At 33.8% G+C, this 24,520-nt stretch carries 17 protein-coding genes; 6 read left to right on the forward strand and 11 right to left on the reverse strand.

What is annotated here, in order from left to right:
* Nucleotides 1–17 precede the first annotated feature (17 nt).
* Together recU and F5ESL0230_RS03895 are read left to right on the forward strand one after the other, a co-directional pair.
* Nucleotides 18–668, forward strand: coding sequence for a Holliday junction resolvase RecU (gene recU, locus F5ESL0230_RS03890; protein ID WP_122021663.1), 651 nt, complete (start codon nt 18–20; stop codon nt 666–668).
* Nucleotides 649–3,006: a transglycosylase domain-containing protein gene (locus F5ESL0230_RS03895; protein WP_122021664.1), complete on the forward strand. Its 2,358-nt coding sequence runs from the start codon at nt 649–651 to the stop codon at nt 3,004–3,006. Before recU ends, F5ESL0230_RS03895 begins: the two co-directional genes overlap by 20 nt.
* 38 nt (nt 3,007–3,044) lie before the next feature.
* On the opposite strand, the gene nth is transcribed toward F5ESL0230_RS03895, so the two are convergent.
* The 7 genes from nth to F5ESL0230_RS03930 form a co-directional block, all read right to left on the reverse strand.
* Nucleotides 3,045–3,689, reverse strand: coding sequence for an endonuclease III (gene nth / locus F5ESL0230_RS03900; RefSeq protein ID WP_122021665.1), 645 nt, complete (start codon nt 3,687–3,689; stop codon nt 3,045–3,047).
* Complete coding sequence (locus F5ESL0230_RS03905; protein WP_122021666.1) at nt 3,689–4,324, reverse strand: DnaD domain protein; 636 nt, start codon at nt 4,322–4,324, stop codon at nt 3,689–3,691. Before F5ESL0230_RS03905 ends, nth begins: the two co-directional genes overlap by 1 nt.
* Before the next feature lie 75 nt (nt 4,325–4,399).
* Nucleotides 4,400–5,698 (reverse strand): asparagine--tRNA ligase, encoded by a 1,299-nt coding sequence (gene asnS / locus F5ESL0230_RS03910; RefSeq protein WP_122021667.1) that lies wholly within the window; start codon nt 5,696–5,698, stop codon nt 4,400–4,402.
* Nucleotides 5,699–5,763: 65 nt separating this feature from the next.
* A complete protein-coding gene (locus F5ESL0230_RS03915) occupies nt 5,764–6,243 on the reverse strand; it encodes a hypothetical protein (RefSeq protein WP_122021668.1) in 480 nt (159 codons plus the stop codon).
* Nucleotides 6,230–9,010 (reverse strand): helicase C-terminal domain-containing protein, encoded by a 2,781-nt coding sequence (locus F5ESL0230_RS03920; RefSeq protein ID WP_305022788.1) that lies wholly within the window; start codon nt 9,008–9,010, stop codon nt 6,230–6,232. Before F5ESL0230_RS03920 ends, F5ESL0230_RS03915 begins: the two co-directional genes overlap by 14 nt.
* Before the next feature lie 29 nt (nt 9,011–9,039).
* Nucleotides 9,040–12,651, reverse strand: coding sequence for a helicase-exonuclease AddAB subunit AddA (gene addA, locus F5ESL0230_RS03925; protein ID WP_122021670.1), 3,612 nt, complete (start codon nt 12,649–12,651; stop codon nt 9,040–9,042).
* A gap of 4 nt (nt 12,652–12,655) precedes the next feature.
* Complete coding sequence (locus F5ESL0230_RS03930; protein ID WP_122021671.1) at nt 12,656–16,126, reverse strand: PD-(D/E)XK nuclease family protein; 3,471 nt, start codon at nt 16,124–16,126, stop codon at nt 12,656–12,658.
* An 80-nt stretch (nt 16,127–16,206) separates the two neighbouring features.
* On the opposite strand from F5ESL0230_RS03930, the gene mvk reads away from it, so the two are divergent.
* The 4 genes from mvk to fni are packed head-to-tail and all read left to right on the forward strand — an operon-like array spanning nt 16,207 to nt 20,262.
* Nucleotides 16,207–17,115: a mevalonate kinase gene (gene mvk / locus F5ESL0230_RS03935; protein WP_122022040.1), complete on the forward strand. Its 909-nt coding sequence runs from the start codon at nt 16,207–16,209 to the stop codon at nt 17,113–17,115.
* On the forward strand, nt 17,115–18,077 hold the full coding sequence (gene mvaD, locus F5ESL0230_RS03940) for a diphosphomevalonate decarboxylase (RefSeq protein WP_122021672.1): 963 nt from the start codon (nt 17,115–17,117) through the stop codon (nt 18,075–18,077). Before mvk ends, mvaD begins: the two co-directional genes overlap by 1 nt.
* Before the next feature lie 32 nt (nt 18,078–18,109).
* Nucleotides 18,110–19,192, forward strand: a complete 1,083-nt coding sequence (locus tag F5ESL0230_RS03945; RefSeq protein WP_122021673.1) for a phosphomevalonate kinase — start codon at nt 18,110–18,112, stop codon at nt 19,190–19,192.
* A gap of 11 nt (nt 19,193–19,203) precedes the next feature.
* Nucleotides 19,204–20,262, forward strand: a complete 1,059-nt coding sequence (gene fni / locus F5ESL0230_RS03950; protein WP_122021674.1) for a type 2 isopentenyl-diphosphate Delta-isomerase — start codon at nt 19,204–19,206, stop codon at nt 20,260–20,262.
* Nucleotides 20,263–20,571: 309 nt separating this feature from the next.
* Here fni and F5ESL0230_RS03955 read toward each other — a convergent pair whose 3' ends face one another.
* The 4 genes from F5ESL0230_RS03955 to F5ESL0230_RS03970 are packed head-to-tail and all read right to left on the reverse strand — an operon-like array spanning nt 20,572 to nt 24,459.
* The gene (locus F5ESL0230_RS03955; protein ID WP_122021675.1) at nt 20,572–21,360 is read right to left on the reverse strand and encodes a Cof-type HAD-IIB family hydrolase; all 789 of its coding nucleotides are present in this window, start codon (nt 21,358–21,360) and stop codon (nt 20,572–20,574) included.
* Nucleotides 21,353–22,759: an RsmB/NOP family class I SAM-dependent RNA methyltransferase gene (locus F5ESL0230_RS03960; RefSeq protein WP_122021676.1), complete on the reverse strand. Its 1,407-nt coding sequence runs from the start codon at nt 22,757–22,759 to the stop codon at nt 21,353–21,355. Before F5ESL0230_RS03960 ends, F5ESL0230_RS03955 begins: the two co-directional genes overlap by 8 nt.
* Nucleotides 22,752–23,717: a hypothetical protein gene (locus F5ESL0230_RS03965; RefSeq protein ID WP_122021677.1), complete on the reverse strand. Its 966-nt coding sequence runs from the start codon at nt 23,715–23,717 to the stop codon at nt 22,752–22,754. The genes F5ESL0230_RS03960 and F5ESL0230_RS03965 overlap by 8 nt, the downstream gene beginning before the upstream one ends.
* Complete coding sequence (locus tag F5ESL0230_RS03970; RefSeq protein WP_122021678.1) at nt 23,707–24,459, reverse strand: SAM-dependent methyltransferase; 753 nt, start codon at nt 24,457–24,459, stop codon at nt 23,707–23,709. Before F5ESL0230_RS03970 ends, F5ESL0230_RS03965 begins: the two co-directional genes overlap by 11 nt.
* Nucleotides 24,460–24,520 lie beyond the last annotated feature (61 nt).

Consider the following 24,520-nt stretch of genomic DNA (forward strand, 5'->3'; position numbering starts at 1 on the left):
TAACAGGAGTGAGATAGATGGTCAAATATCCAAACGGTACTTTTGCTGCATTTCGTAAGTCTGTTGGGGAGCCGACATTTAAAAAAAATCAAAAAAGCAACTATTATCGTAAAAATATAAACTTTTCTGATCGTGGCATGACTCTAGAGCAGATGATTAACGAATCAAATAAATTTTATCGTCTTAAAGAAATTGCGGTTGTACATAAAAAACCAACCCCTATTCAAATTGTAAAAGTTGACTACCCTAAGCGATCAAGGGCCGTAATTAAAGAGGCTTATTTTCGCCAAGAATCTACAACAGATTATAATGGTGTATACAATGGCTATTATTTGGATTTTGAAGCTAAAGAAACTAAAAATAAAACAAGTTTTCCTCTAAAGAATTTTCATGAACATCAAATTGTTCATCTTACAGAATGTTTAAAACAAAAGGGAATTTGCTTTACAATTATCGGCTTTACTAGTTTGAACCGATATTTTGTCACTCCAGCCAATATGATTGCTAAAGCTTGGTGGACCCAAAATAAGAGTTCAGTAACATTAACAGAAATTGAGGAATGGTCAGTCGAAATTAAAAGCGGTTTTCAACCTACCCTTCCGTATTTGGAAGCCGTGGATTATTTTATCGCAGACAGGAAATCGAAGAATGGCAAATACAAAATATAAACGTGTATCGCGCAAAAATTATCGGCAAAGTCGGCCTAAGCCAATATGGTGGCGGATAATTAAGTGGGCATTTTTAGTAGTTTTTCTGATTTTATTATCAGGTGTAGGCTTGTTTGCCTATTATGCTAAAGATGCTCCCAATATTAGTCGCTCACAGCTAGAAAGTGGTGGTTCTTCAAGCCTATATACCGCTGATGGTAAATTTTTACTGTCGCTTGGTTCAGAGAAAAGAATCTATGTCAAAGACAGTCAAGATTTACAATTATTAAAAGACGCAGTTGTCTCGGTTGAAGATAAACGATTTTATAAGGATAAATTAGGCATCGATCCCATCAGGATTGCTGGATCAATGTTAACAAACGCTAAAAGTAATAGTATTTCAGCCGGTGGGTCTACTATTACACAGCAGTTAGTTAAGTTAACGGTTTTTTCAACTGATGCTTCGCAGCGTACTTTAAGGCGTAAAGCTCAAGAAGCTTGGTTAGCGATGCGCGTCCAGCGTGAATATACCCATGATGAAATTTTAGAATTTTACATTAATCGTGTCTATATGAATTATGGTAATTATGGTATTGGGACCGCAGCTAATTACTATTATGGTAAAAAAATTGGTCAACTTGACTTAGCCCAAACGGCTCTATTAGCTGGTATTCCTAATCGCCCTACAGCGTATAATCCTTATGTTTATCCTAAGTATGCTAAATATCGGCGTGATCTGGTTTTAAAAGCAATGCTTGATAATAACAAAATTACGCAAAAACAGTATGAGCAAGCTACCAAGGAAAGTATTAAAAAGGGGTTAAAAGCACATAATCAACGTAAACAATCCAATTTACGTAAAATAGATGATCCTTATATAAAGGAAGCAATTACCGAAGTCAAAGCCAAGGGCTTTGATCCTTATCGTGACAATTTAAAAATTACCATTAATATTGATCAAAAGGCCCAAACTAAGTTATATCAATTAGCAAATAATGGTTTAGTCCCCTTCACTAATGATCAAATGCAAATAGGAGCAACTGTAGTTGACCCAAGTAATGGACATGTAGTGGCAATTTTGGGAGGCCGCCATTTACCAGCTAGTGTTCAACTAGGCTTAGATCGGGCCGTACAAACTAGTCGTTCTACAGGTTCGTCAATTAAACCAGTATTAGATTATGCTCCGGCTATTGAGTATTTAAATTGGTCTACTGCCAAAATATTAGATGATAGCAAATACATTTATCCTGGAACTAACGTTCAATTATATGATTGGGATAATAAATATGATGGAGCAATGACGATGAGGCATGCTTTAGAGCAATCACGGAACGTGCCTGCTGTTAAAACTTTAGCAGAAGTTGGAGTTAGTCGAGCTGCTAAATTTGCCGCTAACATGGGTATTAATGTTCCTAAAGACTCAGGTTTATCTGTAGCAATTGGTGCTCAAGCATCTAGTCTACAAATGGCTGGGGCATTTAGTGCCTTTGCTTCTATGGGGATTTACCATAAGCCACAATTTGTTTCTAAAATTGAAACACCTGATGGGTTAACTAGAAACTACGATTCTGCTGGAATTCGAGTTATGAGTAAGTCTACTGCCTATATGATTACGGATATGCTCAAAGGTGTAATTAAACATGGGTCTGGTACCAATGCGCAAATTAAGGGACTTTATCATGCTGGCAAAACCGGTTCGGTCAAGTATTCTGAACAAGATTTAGCCCGTTATCCAGGTTATGCAGCAACTCCCAAAGACTCTTGGTTTGTTGGCTATACTCAGAGATATTCAATTGGGGTTTGGACAGGCTATGATAACCTGCGCGATGGGACAATTTCGGGAATTGGTCAACAATCAGCACAATTATTTTACAAAAATATGATGTCATATTTAATGCAGGATAAAGAAAACACAGACTGGCAAAAGCCAAATTCAGTTATACGAGCAAGAATTGCCCGTAATTCTAACCCACCTGAAGTTTCGCCAGCTGGTGATTGGCAATTATTTGTGAGAGGTCATGCTCCAGTAGGAATTATTGATGACAGCAGTTCTTATGATGAAGATGACGAAGAAACTAATATTAATCGTTCTAATTCTACTAGTACAACTCAAAATTGGCATGAAAGTGATCAGCATATAAACGGTGCGACTACTCAGTCGAATACAAATCAGCATAATTCTAATCGTCAAGCTAAAGATTATCACCTCCAAGAGCCTGATGAAAGTCATGCTCATAGCAGCTCTGATTCTAAAACTAATGATGATAATAGTAATAAGCCAAAGCAAGATAATGATGATGCTGCAGATAATAGTTCACCTACTAATGAATCTAAAAATCAGCATAAAAATCAACATTAAGTAAAAAGAGTAACAATGACTGCATTGTTACTCTTTTTCTAATGTATCGATTTTTGGTTTGGCTTTAAATAGCTGTATGGGTCATCTTTGTCACGTGCTGTCATCGAATAACGGCCAAATAATATCATTGCATGGTGGGTATGAATCCATTCATTTTTAGGTAAAATTTGTTCAAGTCGCTTTTCAATCTGAAGTGGCTTGGCATTTTGGTCAACAATATGAAATCTTTTAGCGATTCTAGCCACATGTGTATCAACAGCAATTGCTGGTACACCATATCCGTCTGCCAAAACAACATTAGCAGTTTTTTCGCCAACTCCGGGTAAAGTAACTAATATTTTTTTGTCTGGTGGTATTTCACTATGATATTTATGAACTAAAATTTCTGCCATAGCTTTTAAATGTTTGGCTTTAGAATGATAGAGTCCTATTTGAGAAATATGTTGTTCGATTTCGATAATTGAAGCTTGCGCCAAGTCTTTGGGTGTAGGATAATCTTGCATAAATTTCGGCATAACACGATTAACCATCTTATCAGTTGTTTGCGCGCTCATTAAGACTGCACATAATAAATGAAATTTATTGTCCCAGATTAGTTCGCTTTTAGCATCTGGATACATTTCATTTATAGTTTGCAAAACCTGACGGGCTTGCTTTGTACTTAATAATTTATCTTGTGCCATTAACGATTCCTTTGCAAAAAGCTTTGAACTTCATTACTTGTCTTTAAGTTATGTCGTTGCCAATTTAATAATATGCGATCAACATATTTGAGACTATATGCTTGAGCTAAAACTGCCTCGCGTAGGGCCAATCTGATTATTTCTGGATCATAATGATCAACTCTTAGCCAAGCTGAAATTTCTTCTCTTTCAATTGGACTTAAATAACGTCCAAATTCAATTTCAAATTGACGCAGTAACTTGTTTAAAGGGCTATTATCTATTTCAGTTGTGGGCTTAGCATGATTAGAATTTGCTGCTGTAATGTTCCCACGCAAAACCTCATCTAATTTATCGTAAATTTGATCAAGATTATAACAATTGTAAATTCTCCCTTTATTGTCAGTACTTTCACCGATTGCTAAATAATTTTGCTCAATCAACTTTTGAATTAAACTAGAAATTTCAGTAGTTGAAAAATTGGTATTTGCAGCTAATTCTTCATTAGAAGGAAAATTATTTCCTTTCTGGGCAAACATTTCAAGCTGAATGATTAAAATCATTTCAGCATCGCTTATTTTAAGCTGAGGATAATAAGCAATTAATCCATTCGAAATGGTGGTAAACCCTAAATTACGATAGTTATTGTAATGCAATATAATTTTCTCCTTTTAAAAAGATGGGCCAAAATAATTTTAGTCCAACTTTTTAAAATATTCACTTTTCATGTTTTATGGCTGAACACGATTAATCATTCTTGGAAATGGAATTGCTTCACGTACATGGTCTAATTTACATATCCATGCAATCACACGTTCAAATCCCATCCCAAATCCAGAATGAGGAACACTACCATATTTACGTAAATCTAAATACCAACTATAATCATTTTCGTTCAGTCCCGCTTCAGCTATTTGTTGCCGTAAAGTTTCATAGTCACTTTCTCTTTCAGAGCCACCCATAATTTCTCCGTATCCTTCAGGGGCTAAAACGTCAGCACATAGGTATTCCTTTGGATTATCAGGATTTTTCTTCATATAAAATGGCTTAATTACAGTAGGATAATTTACGATAAAGAATGGACGATCAAATTTTTCAGAAATAAACGCTTCATCCGGTGCACCAAAATCATCGCCCCATTTAAAGTCACGTCCAGCTTCTTGCAGCATTTTAACGGCATCATCATAAGCAAGTCTAGTGTAGTTACCTTGAGCAGCCGGTTCTAATTTTTGCGGGTCACGCCCTAATAGTTCTAATTCATATTGACCATGTTCCAATACTGCTTTAACCACATATGACAGAAAACGCTCTTGAATATCTAATGATTCATCTTGATGCATCCAGGCCATTTCTGGTTCCATCATCCAAAACTCAGTTAAATGACGTCTTGTTTTGGATGCTTCAGCTCTAAAAGTTGGTCCAAAGGTAAATATCTTATCAAATGCAGCGGCACCAACTTCTCCATATAGTTGTCCAGATTGTGATAAGTAGGCATCCCCACCAAAGTATTCTGTATGGAATAATTCAGTTGTACCTTCAGGTGCAGAATGCATAAAAATCGGAGCATCAAATTTCACAAATCCTTCTTTTTCAAAGAAATCTATTGTTGCTTTGTAGATAATATTTCGAATACGCATAATAGCAAACGGCCGTCTACTTCTTAGCCATAAGTGGCGATGGTCCAATAAGAAATCAATCCCATGCTCCTTATTTCCAATCGGGTAACCTTCGTTATTGGTAACTACTTCCAAATCAGAAATTTGAATTTCATAACCAAAGTGTGATCTTGAATCTTCACAAACCGTTCCTGTAATATAAAAACTGGCTTCTTGATGTAATGATTTCGCTGTTTCAAAAACTTCAGCAGAAACATTATCTTTACGAATAACTCCTTGGAAAAAAGCTGTACCATCTCTTAACTGTAAAAATGCTATTTTCCCACTGGAGCGCTTATCTGTCAACCATACGTGCATTTTAACTTCTTCGTTAACATGCTTGTCGCAATCTCTAATTGAAATTAATTTTGTCATAAATCTTGTTTCACTTTCCATATCTTATCAATTTAATAATACCAAAGATTTAATTAATAATCGACTTAACCTAGCAATTTCCCATTTTTAAATTCATACAATTGATAGGTATATCTATTTGCTTGATCTTTAGCTGTAACTTCCCAAACAGCTTGTTTTTTGTACCAACCAAGATTAACTTTAATTATGCTATAATTTGCCCTTTTACCAGAAAATTTATTGCGAACAACATGTTCACTGACTCCTTTATTAGCTGGAAATAAATAAGCTTTCTTTGATCCTGGTAAGTAAATAAAGTAGTAACTTTGTTTTTTGGCTTGTCCTTTAAGTGCATAGCTATTAATACCACGATTTAAATGGTAGTTTTTTTCAATATGCTTTATTGGCGTTTTTGATAAAGCAAGGGCATTTATTTCTTGAACCTGACTTCGCTCTGGTTTACTTGCTTTATAAAAAATTGCTAATAGTAAAAAATATAGCACTATAATTATCGCGGCCAACCATGCTAAAAAAGTTATTGCTTGTTTTGTATCATCTTTTATCATAATTATCTAACTTATTTCGTAATTTATTCAACTTAATCTTTTTAATTTTAACAGGAATGGCATCTAAAAAATTAATACCATAATCCATATTCAATATTCGTGTATCTAGGATTAGGAACTGACCATGATCTTTTTCATTGCGAATTAAACGCCCCATTCCTTGTTTAAACTTGATGATGGCTCGTGGCATTGTATCGGAAGTAAACACATTAATGCCTTGACTTTGTAAATTTTTTTGTCTTAGTTTTACACTTGGTTGATCAGGTGATTCAAATGGCAATTTTGCCACAATAACAAGATCAATACCGCAAGTATGAAAATCAACCCCTTCCCAAAAACTATCAGCACCAATAATTATTGCCTGTTGAGCAATTGAAAAACGCTTAGTAATTCGATTATTAGAACCGGATACACCTTGTGCTAATATCTCAAAATCACGTAAGGCTGGTTCATTCGTTATTGCACTAAATACTTCCCTAATTTTATCTAGATTAGTCATTAAAACTAAAACATGATGCTTAGTTTTTAGACAGCTTACTAAAATTTGCTCTAACTTTTCGTCAAAATTAGTGCTGGAAATATCAGGCATATCGGTAACTCCCAAAACTTCCAGATTCTGTTTTAACTCGAAGGTGCTAGCTCCAATATAAGTTTGCGGTTTTAAATTGGCTAATGCTAATTGCTTAATAATAAAGGTAAAATCATTATTATTAGTCAAAGTAGCACTGACAAATAGAATATGATCAAAACGTTCATAAATTTGATTTAATTCGTTGGAAGCGTCGAGCATCATCCAGCTTAAATTTACACTTAACGGATCTTGCGGATTGGTCAAAGTTATTATAAAGCCCTCATGCTTTAAGAGATTTTGTTTATGTAGCAAATCTGATAGTTGATAGCTTTGGGTAATGTAAAAATCTAATTGATCAATCTGTGTCATTAAATTACCTAATAAGGCTTCCTGCTCAATACCAGAACTATCAGTTTCGCTGTACAATTTAAATATAATTTGATTAGTTTGTTGGCGAACATCTTCTAGTTTTCGCTGGAAATTAGCTATTTCCTTTTGAAAACCACTATTTTGTGGGAACAAATCAGCTGCTTGAAAACTAAGTAGCAGATTACCATTGGCTAAAGTATTACTGCTCACAGCTAGTGCTTTTTTACTATATAAGGAACGTTGTAAGTTAGTAATTGCTTCAATTAATGATAAAATTGCAGGCTTTAATTTCTCCAATAAAAAGTTAAACTGAACATCACTGCCATATTGATTTAAAATGCTATCATCGGCATAGTAAAGCAAATTACGTAAATGATTTAGTTCACCCCAAAGTGATTCAAACTGAAAAGAATCATTTCTCGAATTAATGACGTTTTCATTAAATCGATGTGCTTCATCGATTACTAGGTATGGATTTTGCCCCCAAATCGTATCATGATAATGATTAGCTAAATAAGCATGATTAGTTACTAAAATATCAGCTGCTTCTTGTCGTTGTCTAGCTAAATTCCAAAAATCAACTTTTGCAAAAATACTCCCGACACGAGCATCACCTGGATGACTAATTTGAGCAAATAATGGTGCATGATAGGTGGTTAATTGTAATTCATCTAAGTCACCAGTTTTAGTTTTAGTTAGCCAAACCAAAATTCGCATTTGCAAAGTTAAAGTTACTCGATTGACAGTTCGATTTTGATATAAACTTTGATAAAAACCATCTAAGTCTAAGTAATGATTACTTGATTTGACTATCTCAGCTTGTAAATCTAAATTAGTAACTTTTAATAACTGCGGTATTTCTTGATTAATTATTTGATCTTGTAGGACCTTAGTTGGCGTTGAGATTACTAATTTTCGATTTGTATAAAGACGATATGAATAAGCAAACAAATAAGAAAAAGTTTTGCCTGTACCATTGGGGGCTTCAACTAAGAAGGCTCTTTGTTGCGGGTCTGTGATAAATTTGTTTATTTGGTTAATTAAATTGACTTGCGGCTGCCGATAATTAATTTTACCCTTAAATAAGTTATTTTTGCTTTGATCACTTAGAGGGAAAGTAACGTTAGCAGCATTATTAGTTTTGTTACTAAGCACTTGTTGTTGCAAAATAATATGTTGGACTTGTTGGTACTGCTTTGCTAAAGGCCGTTTTTGCTTACGCAAATTATCCGCAATTGTTGTAAAAATCCATGCTGTATCTCTAATTAGCCCATGAGCCAATGAACTAAGTGTATTTAAAGTGGCTTGGGGCAGTTGTTCTAACGCTTGAATACTTTTAATTAGTAAAATAGCTGTGCTATAAGCATCAGAGTCGGCTTTATGTGGGTTTTGATGCTTAATTCCTAAGTGACTTGTTAAGTCACTCAGTTTATATGAAGGCATAGTGGGAAAAGCAATTTTTGCAAGTTCAACAGTATCAATTGCCTTATTAGTCAGCGCATCATAACCATGTTGAATAAGTTCGTAATTTAAAAAAGGTAAATCAAAATTGACATTGTGCGCTACAAAGATAGTATTTTTTAGTATTTTAATGATTTTTGGGGCATAGTAATTAAAATCTGGTTGAGTTGTGACATCTTCATTGCGAGTATGGGTCAAATTTTGTACGGCTATGGGAATCTCACAATGAGGATTAATCATAAAAGAATATGTTTTTACTACTTCCATTTTTTTTATGATGGCACAGCCAAACTGAATGATATGATTATTTTCTTCATGTTGTGTACCAGTAGTTTCCAGATCGACTACTGCAAAAGTGTCATTCATAAATGAAACCATATGTTCTTTCTTCTCCCCTATTTGACTTCAACAATCTTTTGCGCATTAAGTAAAATAAGATATTTATGCTTAACCTTTTTATTTGCGAAAGAGTTGAGTGCTTGTTCATATAAGCGTAATTGTCCCGTGTATTTATGCTTAACTTTTTTGATTGCTTTATCTTGATGATTAGGGTCAATATAATCAGTTTTATAATCAAACAATATTATGCCATCATCTTGGATGAAGTAACCATCAATTGTCCCATGAATTAGAATTTTCGCATCAGGATCACTGAAATCACTAAATAAAGTACTAGCAGGAATTAAACTTGAAAACTCTATTTCACGTTTTAAATTATGCGGCTTTTGCCAAAACTCTTTAGCAAAATCACTGTGAACAAACCAGTTAATTTGATCTTTATTGAGACTAGACACGATATCGGGATTAAGTTGATGATGTTTAATTAAATCTTTAATCTCTTTATCAAGTTGCTCCTGATTACCACGACCATTGTAATCATAATATTGTAAAAGCAAATGCATAGCCGTACCGATTTCAACTCCGGTAAAAGTTGTTTTAAAAAGAAATTTTGGTTTTGTATCAATTGGTTGTAAATAGCGGTTAGTAGAAGATAAAAGATGAGCATTTTCGAGTTCCGTATCTAAGGGATCATTGAAGGCTTTTTTAATTTCAGAAACTGACTGGTAGGCAGTTGTTTGGCTAGCATCTTTAAATGTATATGAAAAATCATATAATTTTTGGGCCATTCGATGCAAAAGTTCTGGACTGTAATTTGCTTTTTGCTTTGTATTAATCCTTTCATGAACCGTTTCAGCTGTCTTAGCTTGCTTATGATAATTTACAAAAATAAAATCTTTGCTGAGATCAAGATCCATATTAAGATCATTTAATGATAAACTGGAGCATTCCTGTAAACCAAGTGCTGGTCCAATAAAACCTAAGGGATTAGTAATGGTTAGTTTATCATTTAATGATATTTTGTGCTGTTTTGCTTTTCGACGCCATAGCTCAATATTTTGCTCAAAATTACTAATTTCAGCGGTTAAAATCAACTTTTGCCTTGCCCTAGTCATGCCAACATATAAAATACGTGCTTCTTCTTCTAAAAGTTGTTTTTCTTTAGTCATATTATCAATGGCTTTGAGCAAAGTATCGGCACAATAATGATTGCGTTGAATAGTAAGTCCAACATTGTCAGCAGTGATGATGTAGTCGCCACTTATATCACGTTTTTGAAAGCGATGCTGTAATCCAGCATAAAATACAATTGGAAATTCCAATCCTTTGGAACCATGAATTGTCATAAGTTTAACTGAATCATCAACTTCATTTGTTAGCAATGGTTGCGCTAAATCCTTTTGACTACGACGCATGCGTTCAATAAAATTGATGAATTGATACAATCCTTTGAACCCAGCGCTTTCATATGAACTCGCACGCTCATAAAGCGACTCTAAGTTGATGCGCCGCTGCTTGCCATTAGGAAGTGCAGTCATAATTTCTAATAAATCAGTTCGCTCATAAATGCTCCAGATTAATTCAGAAATACGATGATTGGCAGCAAATTGGCGTAAAGAAGCTAATTGATTTAAAAAAATTTTTATCTTTTGACTAAGTTCGTCATTAATTGCAACATAAGCAGTTAGAGCATTATAAAACGTAACCTTTTTGCTATTTATACGAATTTTTACTAAATCTGGTTCCTTAAAATTAAACAAGGGAGAACGTAAAACGGTCACTAAAGGGATGTCTTGATCTGGATTATCAATGAGACGTAAATAATTCATAATAATAGTCAATTCTATGGTTTGAAAATAATTTTTAGCATCAGTTACCAATAATGGAATATTCTCATTAGCAAATTCTTGCATCATAGCTAAATTATCGCTGCGACTTCTAGTTATAATTGCGATGTCACTATATTTAAATGGTCTCTTTTGACCAGCTTTTACATCATAGATTTGTAAATTTTCTTGTTTAAATTGTTTGATTCGACTAATAATCATTGCAATTTCGGTAGAATCAAAAGTTTGCTCATCATTTTCTTTATCGTCTTCTGTTTGGTAATAAAGAAATTCTGTTGCTTGAGCTAAATCGTCTGGATAATATTGCGCTCCAAAAGTTAATTCCCCTTCTTTTGCATAATCAATGCCACCGAAATCAGGGGTTAAAATGTTATCAAATACTTGATTAACGATTTTAATAATCGGTTTAGTAGAACGAAAATTATCAGCTAGTAAAATTCGTTTTTGTGTTTTATTTTCGACAGTTTCTTCATATTTACGTAAAAACAAACTCGGGTCGGCTTGGCGAAAGCCATAAATTGACTGCTTAACATCCCCTACCATAAAAAGATTATTATGTTTGTCCTTTTTAATCAATTGCAAGATATTTTCTTGTAATTGATTAATGTCTTGATATTCATCAACCATAATTTCTTTAAACTTATTTTGATAAAAAGAACGAGCCATAGTTGAACTAGATGTATCTTGACTTAGAATTTGATAAGCTAATTGTTCCATATCACTGTAATCAAGCAAATTTTGGGCCCTTTTTAATTCATTAAATCGGTTAATTAAGGCCGTTTCTGCTTTAGTAATACCCAACATTATTTGCTTGCCTTGCTTTAAGATACTTAATTGTTCTTGTTCATCAGTGGCATAAAAAGATGTAAAGGAGTTAAAAACTAAAGTACTGGCTTCACTTTTTAATTCTGCACATTCATCAATAAAGTCTAGGATATCTTCATCCCATTTTTGGGATTTAGTAAATCTTGAAAATTTACAACTACGCAGATTTTCACGTTGTAAATCGTAATCATAATCTTGCTTTAGACTAGTTAAATAATAATCAAGACCTTGTTTAAATAGCGTAAAGCTTTCTTTTACTTTCTTGAGCTCTTTAGTTTCAATGATACTAGAAGATAAATAATGATTGATTTTTTCCCTTAATGTTGAAAAACTTTCAAAAAGATAAGGTTTAACTTGTTCTTGCCATAATGGTGAAGTTATTAGGTTAGCTTTTACCTGATACTTTTGGGGCAAATTCTTTAACCAGGCAGTATAGTCAGGCTTAGCCATTGCATAATTATATAAATCCAAGAGTAAATTACGGGCTGCTTCTGCATCTCGATCTCCTGCAAAATTATTATAAAAAGCTAAGAAGTCTTCATCATTATTGGTTAGAAATTCATTTTCAATCTCATGCAAAGCACGTTCACGCATTAAGCTAGCCTGAGTTTCATCAGTTAAAATACTAAAACTTGGATCGAGGTCAATAACGTAATAAAAGCGATGAATAATATCTAAACAGAAAGCATCAATTGTTGAAATATTTGCTGCATCAATTAAATTAAGCTGTTGCCGCAAATAACGTTGCTTACTTGGTTCGGTAGTTTGGTTTAATTCAGCTTGAATAATCATCTTAATGCGATTTTTCATTTCTTGAGCAGCAGCTTTAGTAAAGGTAACGACCAGTAGCTGATCTACGCTAATTCCACCTAATATTTCTTGCAGTAAACGTTGGACCAAAACGGTGGTTTTGCCACTACCAGCAGATGCTGAAACTAATATATCGTGTTCTTTTAGAGTAATTGCCTGCTTTTGCTGATTAGTATAAGAAGTCACTATCTTATTCACCCTTTTCTAGTTTTGCTTTAACCTTGTCAATCAATTCGGCTTTTTTTAAGTTTCCAATTTGATGATATTTATTTTCTTTCAACATGGCATCAAAGAAGAAAATATCACGATAATCAGAGTAGGTTAATGCATTGCTACTCTTACCATATTTATATGGATTTAATTTGATTTCACCAGCAAGTATTTGTCTGGCAGCATTTTTAATTAAGACTTCATCATATTCGAGTAATAGATCAATTTCATCATCACTAAAAGAATTACCATAAAAAATCAAATGGCCATCTTTAGCAGATGATTTAACATTAGCATATAAATTTGATGATACGCCTTGTTTTTTAAGTTCGGCATCAGCTTTTAAAAAAGCTAACTGATCATTATTGATGATGCCCTTATAGTGTAACCGATTGTTACTATCATAATTAGTCTCTTTAATTTGCAAGTTAGTATTATAAAGCATCTTACTATTGAGCCGTTCTAGCTGCCTGGTAATTGTTTGATAAAAGGCACCTAATAAGGATAACGAGTTCTTTCCCGCAAAAAAGGGTCTATTTTGCTTCAAAACATCAAGATACGAGATCATTTGTAAAGAAATGCCTTCATAAAAAAGACCTAAATCAAACTTTTTAGCAGAAGACTTATAATCAATTATTTGGGCAATTGTTTCTTTTGTTTCTGGTAATTGAGCTAAGTCAATACGATCAATTTTTCCCCGTAAATTAACTTGATGATTAGTAAAATCAGGTATAGGGAAATTGAGTCCGCCTACTTTTTCACCTAAGCCAAAACTTAATTCAGAATATTTTGCTTGTAGAGGTGTTACTTTACCATTACGATGCCAATTATTTACTACCCGCGATGTGGTTTTATCAAGGCATTTGAATAGAAATTGATTGAATGGATCGTTTAATAACTGCTGATATTTGATTTCACTTGTTATATGCAAACGTACATCCTTAAGTATCTGATTTAGGGTTTTATCATCAATTTCTGCTAAATTAAGTGCTTGCCGATTAAGCTCCTTAACTAAGAAATCAAAGGTTTCATGACAGTAATTACCTGCCTGAATTAAATCTAATTCATTTTCAAAACGTTTATGTAAATGTAAGCCATAGTTTAAAAAATATTCATAGGAGTTTTCATAGAAAGTCTCTAATTGTGACACTGAAGCATTTAAGTCAGAACCATATAATTTTTGCGCCAACGCTGGGCCGATGTCTGTAGGCTCGTTAACAAACTGACTAGCTGCTGTAACTAAGGCCGTTTGATAAGGTAAATGTTGTTGGGTCATTTGAATTAAAGCCGTAACATTGTTGTTTTGTGTTTGTCCTAAGTATGTTAAGTATCCCAAACTTGCTTGTGGGTTAGTCAAAAAAGTTAAGACGTCCTGTATTCCTTCTGGCAAATCGTGTTGTTCAAATTCCGGTGCGCCAGCTTTTTTAATTCGTTCATAAAAGATTGAAGGAAGGGCTTTTTCATTGTCAGATCCAGCTACAGAATATGAAAGATAAACTTTATCTTCTGCTAGAGCTAAACAATCGCCAAATTGATAATTTTGATTCAAATTATTTAGTTGTTGAAAATCTTCCAAATAAGCTTCCTCACCAAAGGCTGGTCGCAGTTTTTCTAAATTTTCAGTACTTAAAAATCCCGGTGTTGTTTTAATTTGTGGTAGATTGACATTGGTTGCCCCTAAAATAAAAACTTGCTTATAGCCGCTAACTTGAACAATGCCAGTTTCTGATAAATTAACAGCATCTAATGTTGCTGGTATCTGAGCAAAAGTTGCTTCTTTGAAGCCATTTATCAGGACATCAAAAAAACTCGGTAGATTAAACTCAGTTTCATTAATTAAAAGATAATCATGCAATAAATTAATTAGTAAATCCCAAATTTGTTCAGATTGGCGGGCTTGTTGTAAGTCCCCTTCTTCTTGAGCCTCTTCGCGCCATTTTTCTAAGACTTGTGTAACTCCATTTTGGATTAAAAAATTAAAAAAGATGGTAATTGCTTTTTGCGTGTCTTTTTCTTTTTTAATACTAGTTAGTAACCCTGTTAATTGCTTGACAAAGTAGTTTTTTAACTTGTTTATTCTGGCTACTTCATCGGAATCTTGGTCAAGATAAATAACACCGGCAGCTGTGAAATCAGTAAAATCTCGTTTCCAAAGATTGTTATTAATACCGTGAGCTAAAACAAAATTTTCTAATTCATCAATATCATGTAAATAAGCACTCTCAGTTTGATACCAGTTCGGAATAATTAATCGGGTTTTCATCACGGCTAATATATTTTGGGTAGCAAGTGGGCGAGTTAATAGTTGGGCAATATTTTCAATTAAGACTACTAAAGGATGGTATTTCATTTCTTGCTGTAAGTCATTAAAGAAAGGGATTTTATTTTGTCGCAAAATTGGAGTTAGATAGGTTTCATATTCATGTAAGTTTGGTGCTAACACCAAAAAATCACGATAGCGATAATTATTTAAGGCTACCTGCTGGTAAATAGTTCGTGCGACAAAATAAGCCTCAGAGTAGCGGTTATCAGCCCGAACTAGCTGTATTTGATCTAGGTCGCTAATATCATCTATTACATTAATCCAAAATTCATTAAGTAATTCTCGTTTTGTTGGTACTGGTGCCATGGGTGTCTCACTAACTTCAAAGTTTAGTTTATGCACATTTAAATAATTGATTAACTGATTAATTGTTTTTTGAATAACATAATCATAATCTCCTGGTTCAGTTTGCTTTTTAATTTTACCTATTTTAGTTTTAAAGGCTAAAGTAACACTATGTGCTTTCATCATCAAGAGCTTAATTGTTAGACATTCTTGTAAAGTAAAATGGGAAAAATCGCTAAAGTAAAAATCAGTTTTGCTTAAATCAATTTTTCCCGCCAGATACTCATTTAATTGCAATTGAATTTCATTAGAAGTAGAAAATTTATCATTAATACCTGCGATAAAACCATCATATATAACTTTTAAATCAGCGATTTTATTTTTAGTTTCCAAATCTAGTTTTTCTTCATTAATTTCAGTTAAATCTAGATTGCCTTCGCGAATTTGTAAAATGGTGTCATAAATTTGCTTTAGTAATCCGGGGCTAGTGCTAACATTTTTGAATAAATGAAGTTGATCTCGATTTTGCTCAATAATTTTAGCTAAAAGCATTGCAGCAGCTGCATTATCTAGTTGAGTTGGTAGTCCTTTTTCAGCATCTTTTAAAAAGTACCATGCTAAGCGTGAAAAAGATAGCACTTGTAAGTTTTTAACTGATTGTTCAGTATGTTGCAAACTAACGGCTAACTTATTAATTGTCCTAATTTCTGTGGTAAACTTAATATGATTGGGAACGATAACGAAAGTTTCATGTTTTGGAAAACGAATATAATTTTCTACCGCTGCCTGCAAAACTTTTTCTTGTAAGGAATCTGTCTGTCGACCGATTAAAATCTTAATCATTTGTTCACTTCTCCTCTATATCTTTTTATTTTAGCATAGGAGGAGCAAATTTTTCACAAACAATGAGGATCTTAAATAAAATGAAACTTAGTTACAAAGCACATGGAAAGGTAATTCTACTCGGCGAACACTCAGTTGTTTATGGGTATAACGCTTTAGCAATGCCAATAAAATCTTTATGGCTTAAAGCAACAATTGAACCATCTACCATCTTATGGATGGATACTGCTCTATATCACGGCCCATTTTTGGCTGCACCAGCTGAATATGATGGCTTAAAGTATGTTGTTACCAAATTGTTAGCTAAAACTAACTCCCAACAATTGATAAAAATTACTTATACAGGAAAAATTCCAATTGAACGCGGCTTAGGTTCAAGCGCGACGGTAGCGACTGCAACTGTTAGAGCATTAAATGATTATTGGCAATTAAATTTGAGTGAAAAAGAAATCATCGCCATGATTAATCATGCAGAAATGATTAATCATGGTAAGGCGTCAGGAATTGATGCCGCTACAGTTAATTCTGATAATTTGATTTTTTTCAACAAAAAAAACGGTGCTCTCCAATTAAAAAGTAAATTGAAAGCCAGTTTATTAATTATGGATACTGGTGATTTGGGTAATACTCAAAAAGCAGTTAAGCAAGTTCATACAATAGTAGCTAACTCGATCCCAGCTAGGCAAAATATTAAAAAATTAGGTAACCTTACTGATCAAGCTAAAGTTGCTTGGGTGAACCAGGATAAGCAACAATTAGGACAAATTTTTAATTTAGCCCAAGATATATTACATTCTTTTAATTTATCGACTACTAAAATTGATCAAATACAAGATATTGCGCTTGCTAATGGTGCTTTGGGTTTTAAATTATCAGGTAGCGGTCTGGGCGGCATTGTGATTGCGCTTTGTGCCAATCATGAAATAGCTGAAAAAATTGCTGACCTAAGTCATAAATTAATTGTTAACCAATGGATTGAGGAAATTTAATGAATAAAACAGCCCGTGCTCATACTAATATTGCCCTAATTAAATATTGGGGTAAAGCCGATTCGAAAAATAAATTACCTTTAATGTCCAGCTTATCTATGACTTTAGACCAGTTTTTTACTGATACTAGGATTACGGTTAGCGAAAAAAATGAATTTGTTCTAAATGGTGTCCAGCAAGCAGGCAAAGACTATCAAAGAGTTTTTACTTATTTAAAAATTTTACAAAAAAAATTTGGTGTATCAGATAATTTACGGGTTGAATCGACTAACCACGTTCCCACTGCTGCAGGTCTGGCCTCTTCTAGTTCGGCTTTTGCAGCGATGGCTGGAGCTTTTTGTGCTTGCTATAATATTCAGCTTAGTAAACGTGATTTATCAAAAATAGCTCGATTAGGATCTGGTTCGGCTAGTCGTTCAATATATGGTGGATTTGCAATTTGGCAAAAGGGATTTGATCATGACTCATCTTATGCCTATGCTCTAGATGAGACTCCAACTATGGACTTACATTTGCTTGCAATTGAATTAAATCCTAATCCTAAAAAATTATCTTCAACTGCTGGGATGCTTCAAGCACAAACATCTCCATTTTTTATACCTTGGATAAAACGTAATGAGCAGGAGCTTAGCGCAATGGTTGCAGCAATTAAGGCCCAGGACTTTTCAGCTCTAGGTCAATTGGCAGAACTTAATGCCAATGAAATGCATGCGATTAATTTAACTGCTAACCCTGGCTTTAGTTATTTTGAGCCCGATACAATTCATGCTATTCACTTGGTACAGCAATTACGTGCTAGTGGGATTGAATGCTATTATACGATTGATGCTGGTCCTAATGTAAAAATTTTAACGCAATTAAAAAATGTCAAAGAAATTGTTAAACAGTTTCTATCAGAATTTGAGAATGTTAAGATAGTAAATGCAAGCTTTGGTCCAGGACTTTCATACTTGGATCAATAATGTAATTTAATTGATTAGGAGCTTAAATTCTTTTGATAACAGAAAAAGCACCCGGAAAGTTGTATATTGCTGGTGAATATGCGGTTTTAGAGCAAGATTGTCCCGCAATTTTAGTTGCCGTTGATCAGTTTATCCGAGTTTCAATTACTAAATCAAATTCAAAAATGGGCTTAATTCATTCTAAGCAATATTCGCAAAATTCAATTCACTGGGTACGTCGTGGGGCGAAAATGGTAATTGATAATCGTGATAACCCTTTTGAATATATTTTGGCAGCAATTTCGTATACTGAGCAGTACTGTCTTGAACAACATGTCAAAATGAAAGTTTATGATTTATATGTTAATTCTGATCTTGATTCAGCTGATGGCAAAAAATATGGCTTAGGTTCAAGTGCAGCAGTTACAGTGGCAACAGTCAAAGCAATTTTACGCTTTTATCATGTCGTATATAATAATGAATTAGTATATAAGTTATCTGCTATTTCGCATTATTCTGTACAAGGCAATGGGTCTGCCGGCGATATTGCAGCTAGTGTATATGGCGGCTGGTTAGCATATCAAACTTTTGATAAGGCCTGGTTAAGTAAAGAATTGGCTACTAAAAAATTAGTAGCAGTGGTCAGTGAAGCTTGGCCAGGATTAAAAATTCAGCTTTTGACTCCCCCTAAAGAAATGAAATTACTTATTGGTTGGAGTCAAACTCCCGCATCTACTTCACGTTTAGTTGATGAAACAAATGCGAATAAAGATGCATTAAATGAAAAATATAGTGAATTTTTGCAAGCATCAAGAAACTGTGTTTTAAAAATGATTGCCGGCTTTGAAGAGAATAATATTACCATTATTCAGCAAGAAATTCGCAATAATCGGCACTTACTTCAGCATTTTGCGCAAATCAATCAAATTGCTATTGAAATTCCTCGCTTGTCAAGACTAATTAATATTGCGGAAGACTATGGTGGAGCAGCTAAGACTTCCGGAGCTGGCAACGGTGATTGCGGAATCGTGATTGCTGATCATACTACCGATATTCCTGCTTTAATCAATAACTGGAAGCAGAATGACATTTTGCCATTAAACTTCCATGTGCATCAAGTAAAATTATTACAATAAGGGGGAATAAAATGTCCATTCGATCTCAGCGTAAAGAAGACCACCTTGCTTTAGCTGGTCAATTTTATAAGACGAATAAGCCAAATAGCTTTGACCAAATGCATTTATTGCGCCCGGCTTTGCCCGAAACTAAAGTTAAACTGGAGCAATTAACAACTGTAATGTTTGGCAAAAAAGTAGCAGCCCCCTTCTTTATTAATGCAATGACTGGTGGAGCCGATAAAGCCTATGCAATAAATCAAGCATTTGGTAAGATAGCTGCAAAAACACAGATAGCTTTAGCACTAGGTTCAGCCAGTATTTTAACTAAGGAACCAGAAGCCCTTACTAGTTTCTTGGTTGCTCGAGAAGAAGATCCAACTGGAGTTGTAATTGCTAATCTTAATGCTAAGACTAAAGCTGATTCGGCCCAGAAAATTGTCCGAGCACTCGAGGCTGACGCACTGCAGATTCATCTAAATTCTGTACAAGAAATAGCTATGCCAGAAGGAGAAAGAGATTTTACTTGGCTAACAAATTTACAAGACTTACGCCAAAAATTGACAATTCCAATTATTATTAAAGAAGTTGGTTTTGGCCTTGATCCAACAACTATTCGCCTACTCAAAAGTGAAGGCTTCACTTTATTTGATATAGCTGGTAGTGGCGGTACTAACTTTGCTCAAATTGAAAATGCTAGAAATGAACGTGATTTATCTTATTTAGAAGATTTAGGCTTACCCACTGTTTTAGCAACTATTCTTGCTAAAAAGGAGCAAGTTGAAGTAATTGTTTCAGGTGGTGTACGCCAACCATTAGATGTCTTTAAAGGACTTGCTCTAGGTGGTAAATATATTGGCGTAGCTAATGTTTTCTTACAAGCATTGGAACAAAAGGGAGCTAATTTTTTATTGCAAATGATAAAGAATTGGCAAGAAGAACTGGCATATTTGCTGGCTTTATATGGGATAAGTGATTTAAAGCAAATAACCAAGTTAAAAAAATATTATGATGAGCCTCTTTATAGTTGGCTTCAACAATTTAAACAAAAAAATTCATTTAAAAGTGAATTCCCAAAGTTAGACTACTAAATTTTAATAATGACTGGCTAAGGCTTGATGACAATATTTAATTGGCGTTAAGCCTTTTTGACTACACTTTATGTGTTCTTAATTATCATACGCAATGTTAATTAAGCTTACTCAGTTAGATTATGATAGCGGGCTTGTTGGTCCACATTTTCAAGCTGATGGAGCTTAACCAAATGGTTAACTAGCTACCCCGCTATTTTTTTATTGATAATAAAAATTGAGTTTCTGTTCCTTAGATAATTTTAGTTATAGAAAAAATCTCAAGAGTTGTCTAACTTTCGAGATTTTTTTCATTGGATGTCTTTTTTATTAACTATTTAAAATCTGCCAAATTTCTTTTTGTACCGCACTGTCATTGCTTGAGCCAATGACACGACTAGCAGTGTTTTTAGCAATTGGTAAAGCTGTAGCGGTAGCAAAACTTTGGCCAACATATTTGAACATGCCCACATCATTGCCGCTATCACCAAAGGCAATCATTTCACGTGGATTAATTCTAAATTTTTGACTTAGGTAGTCAAGACCAATTGCCTTGTTCATCCCCTTAGTGGACATATCAATTGAGGTGGCTGAGCCAGCTACAAAACCTAATTGCGGATATTCGCGTCTAAGTAAATCAATTAAGGTAGGTAGTTTTGCTGCTGATACGTCAAAAGTTACTTTAAAGATTTTATCAGCCAAATCTTCAAAATTAGCGACCAGGGTCAATTTTTCGTAATATTTTTTAAGTTCCTGAGCGTAAGCTTTGCCATCTTTAGTTAAAACATAAGCACTTGCTAGCCCTGAAACGGTTACCTTTTCATCAAAACGATTAATAATTTCCAAAAGTGTTTGCCAATCAGTTTCAGATATGCTAGCTGTATGCATAACTTGTCGGCCGTGAGCAACTAAAGCTCCATTTTCGGCAACAAAGTATATTTGACTTGCAACTTCTGGAAAACGTTGATAAATATTTTCAAATTGATTACCACTGGCCACTACGAACTTAATATTTCTTTTCTTCATTAACTCAAATTCGCGTAAAAATAGTTCATGATCATACGTCTTTTCATCAGTTAACCAGGTGCCATCCATGTCTGTTGCAATTAACTTAATCATTTTGTAATCCTTTCTTTACTGTACGTAACCCTTTAGGATAAAAATTTTTTAAAATACCATCCCCACTTACTTTACCAAAACTAAAGATTAAATTCTGACAACTAATTAAAACGAAGCCCCGTATTTCAGTTTCAATTCGGACAGTTTCGCCATGTAAATAGCACAAATAATCTTGCTTAGATAAATTAATTACTTGATTTTGTTTGATTTGACCTAAAACCATTGCCAATTGATGACTGGGTTCAAATCTTTTTTTCTTTAAAATCCCAAGGTCTATTCCATTATTGATGATTTTTAGATGTAAACTAGCAACTTCAGGAAATGCTGGAATACAAACGTGATTATTTTGGACAAGACCTAATTTTGACCAGTTTTTTAATTCATTAGGTAAATTAAAGGGCTCTAAAACTTTTTTGATTAATAAAATTTGTTCTTTATTAAGTAAATTCTGGTTAGTTCCGCGTTTACGTCTCTTTTTTGGTGAGCTTTTTACTAGCTGGGATTCAGATTTAACTAATTTTAGTTTTGCAACAAACTGCCCTTCACCTAATTCATCAAAAGGCCAAAAACGTAAGGTGTTTTGCAATGACAAATTTCCATCTGCCCATTCTGGATGTCCATGGTCTACTGCTATTTTTGCTAATTTAATTGGTAAAATTTCGAAATTAAAGTTGGTGACTAGCCAAGAAACTATTTGTTCATTTTCTTCAGGAGCAAAAGTGCAAGTCGAATATATTAATTCGCCTCCTGGACGTAACATTTTAACTGCTTCAGTTAAAATATCTTTTTGCCTTTTTTGGCAAACCGAAATATAGTCAGGTGACCAATAGTTGATTGCTTCATTGTTTTTCCGAAACATTCCTTCACCACTACAGGGAGCATCAACAACAATTTTGTCAAAAAAATGTGGTAATTGTGATGCTAATTTTTGCGGGGTCTCGTTTGTAATCAAAGCATTGCTAATTCCCCAGCGTTCAATATTTTCGCGTAATATTTTTGCCCGTGAACGGGAAATTTCATTAGCAAGTAGCAGACCTTGATTTTGTAATTGCTCTCCTAGAGCAGTACTCTTACCTCCAGGAGCAGCACATAGATCAAGAACACGCTCACCAGGCTTAGCCGCGGCAATCATAGCTGGAAACATAGCAGCTGGATCTTGCGAATAAACTGTACCACTAACCCATTCAGGATCAAGACCAGTTATTTTTCCATAAAAAGCGGCATTAATATTTAAAATTGGTTCATCTTGCTTATAAGAAACCTGATTTTGCCATTTTAATGAATTAATTCGATAAGCTTTTTTGGGTGAATATTCAAGTGAAGTAAATAGTTCTTTAGCCTTTTCAGCTCCTAGTAAAGCTTGATACTTATTTAGAAAATCAACTGGTAATTTAAGCATGCTTTTTTTCCTTTCTTAGATGCTGTAAAATAGTGTAGCTATAAGCGGCAATGATAAGAAACCAGCTAAGTAATAGTAACAAAATCATTTGCTGAGGTTTAGAGATGAAAGCATGCCATGAAAGAAAAAGGTATGCTCCCAGTACTAGGGCTGATTCTAATAGAATTGTTCTGACTCCCCGATTAAATAGCCAATTATGCAAAAGCTGCCCAGTTAACGCAGTATTTTTTACCACAGACCAGTCAAAAAGTGCTAATAATGTACTGCAGGACATAGCAATTATGGTAAAAACTATCACTAAACTGATTTCTCTAATTATTGAAAATTTATGAATTTGATGATTTTTAACAAAAACTGGTGTTTTAATTTTAACTTTATAGCGTGAAGCTAGTTTATTTATCATTTTACTTGAGCTATCAATTATAATGATGTAATTTGTTAGCTTAGCTTTTCCTGTTGGTTGTTTTGGACCAGTAGAAAGATAGTAACCATTTTGTTTCATTTGATGATAATGTTTTAACGTCCCAATCACTGAATAGTAACTATTATCCAAAACGACATATTCATTTCCTTGAGTTGCTAGAGTTTGAACTTTAGCATTAAGACTTAAAACGGCAAAGGATACCCTGCCTTGAAAATCGTCAGCTGTAAAATAGCGCCCACTTTCAGTTGGCAAAGTAATTACATTATGGTTAGCCCAAATCAGTGTTTGCTTAGGATCTATTTTACTTTTAAAATGTAGTTGAATTTTATATTTTGCATAATTTTTTTGTAAATATGTCAAAAAAGAGCTAATTGTTTGATTATTTTTGACTTCTATATAACGTGTATTATTACTTAAACCATAGGCTTCGAGAAGTTGATCGGCTTCCCTGGACTGTATATTAGATAACATAGAGCCAATGCCCAAAAGGGACAAAAAGATTGTCACAAAGATTATTATTTTTTTAAATTTCATGCTTTATCTCAAATATTTGTTCATTAATAAAATCGTAACTTTTAAAGGACTGATTAATTTTATCAACTTTTTCGGAATAGTTAAACTTAACTTCTTGCCAAAATGCCATCGAATTGGTGGCCCCGTTTTTTTCGCCGATAAAAAGCAAATGACTTTGTGGATTATATTTTTGCCATGCTTTAATTGCTAAAAGATCACTTTTGGTAAAATTAGGAGCCCAGGAGCAGATAATTAATTGTGCAGTAGCGAATTTTTTGATTGCCTTAGGGGCATCGTAATTTTTAACTGCCATATATGGATTATTTCCAGTTAAGGAAGTTTTAGCCCATTCCAGTGAATCAGTTGCAATAGTTTCAATCCCAACTTCAGTTAAAGCTTTAGCCCAGCAAGCATTGCCGGCCATGATTTCTAGTGCTTGATCAATTTGAAAATAATCTTTTATCAATTTAGCCGTTGCTAAGTTTGGTAAGGACCAAATACCATATTTAATGGATAAAAATTGGCGTACACTATTTAAAAGTTGATTAATTATCCTTACTTTTTTCTTTTTATTTGCTGCAACTTGAAAACAAATTGCTTCAATTTCATCTGGTAAAAAGCCTAGTTTTTTTGGAGCAAGTGGCATGATTTTCTTCTGTCTGGTAAAAGAAATCATTTGATTAACTATTTGCACTTGCTCATGAACCGACTGATTATCAATTTCACTATCTAATTGGTTAATTTTATTTAAAAATTCTGTCATTATCAAATACCTAATAATGATTTTAACATTCAATTGCCAAGATTTCAGTTATAATAAAAGG

This window comes from Lactobacillus sp. ESL0230 (genome assembly GCF_003692805.1).
Taxonomy (GTDB): Bacteria; Bacillota; Bacilli; order Lactobacillales; family Lactobacillaceae; genus Lactobacillus; species Lactobacillus bombicola.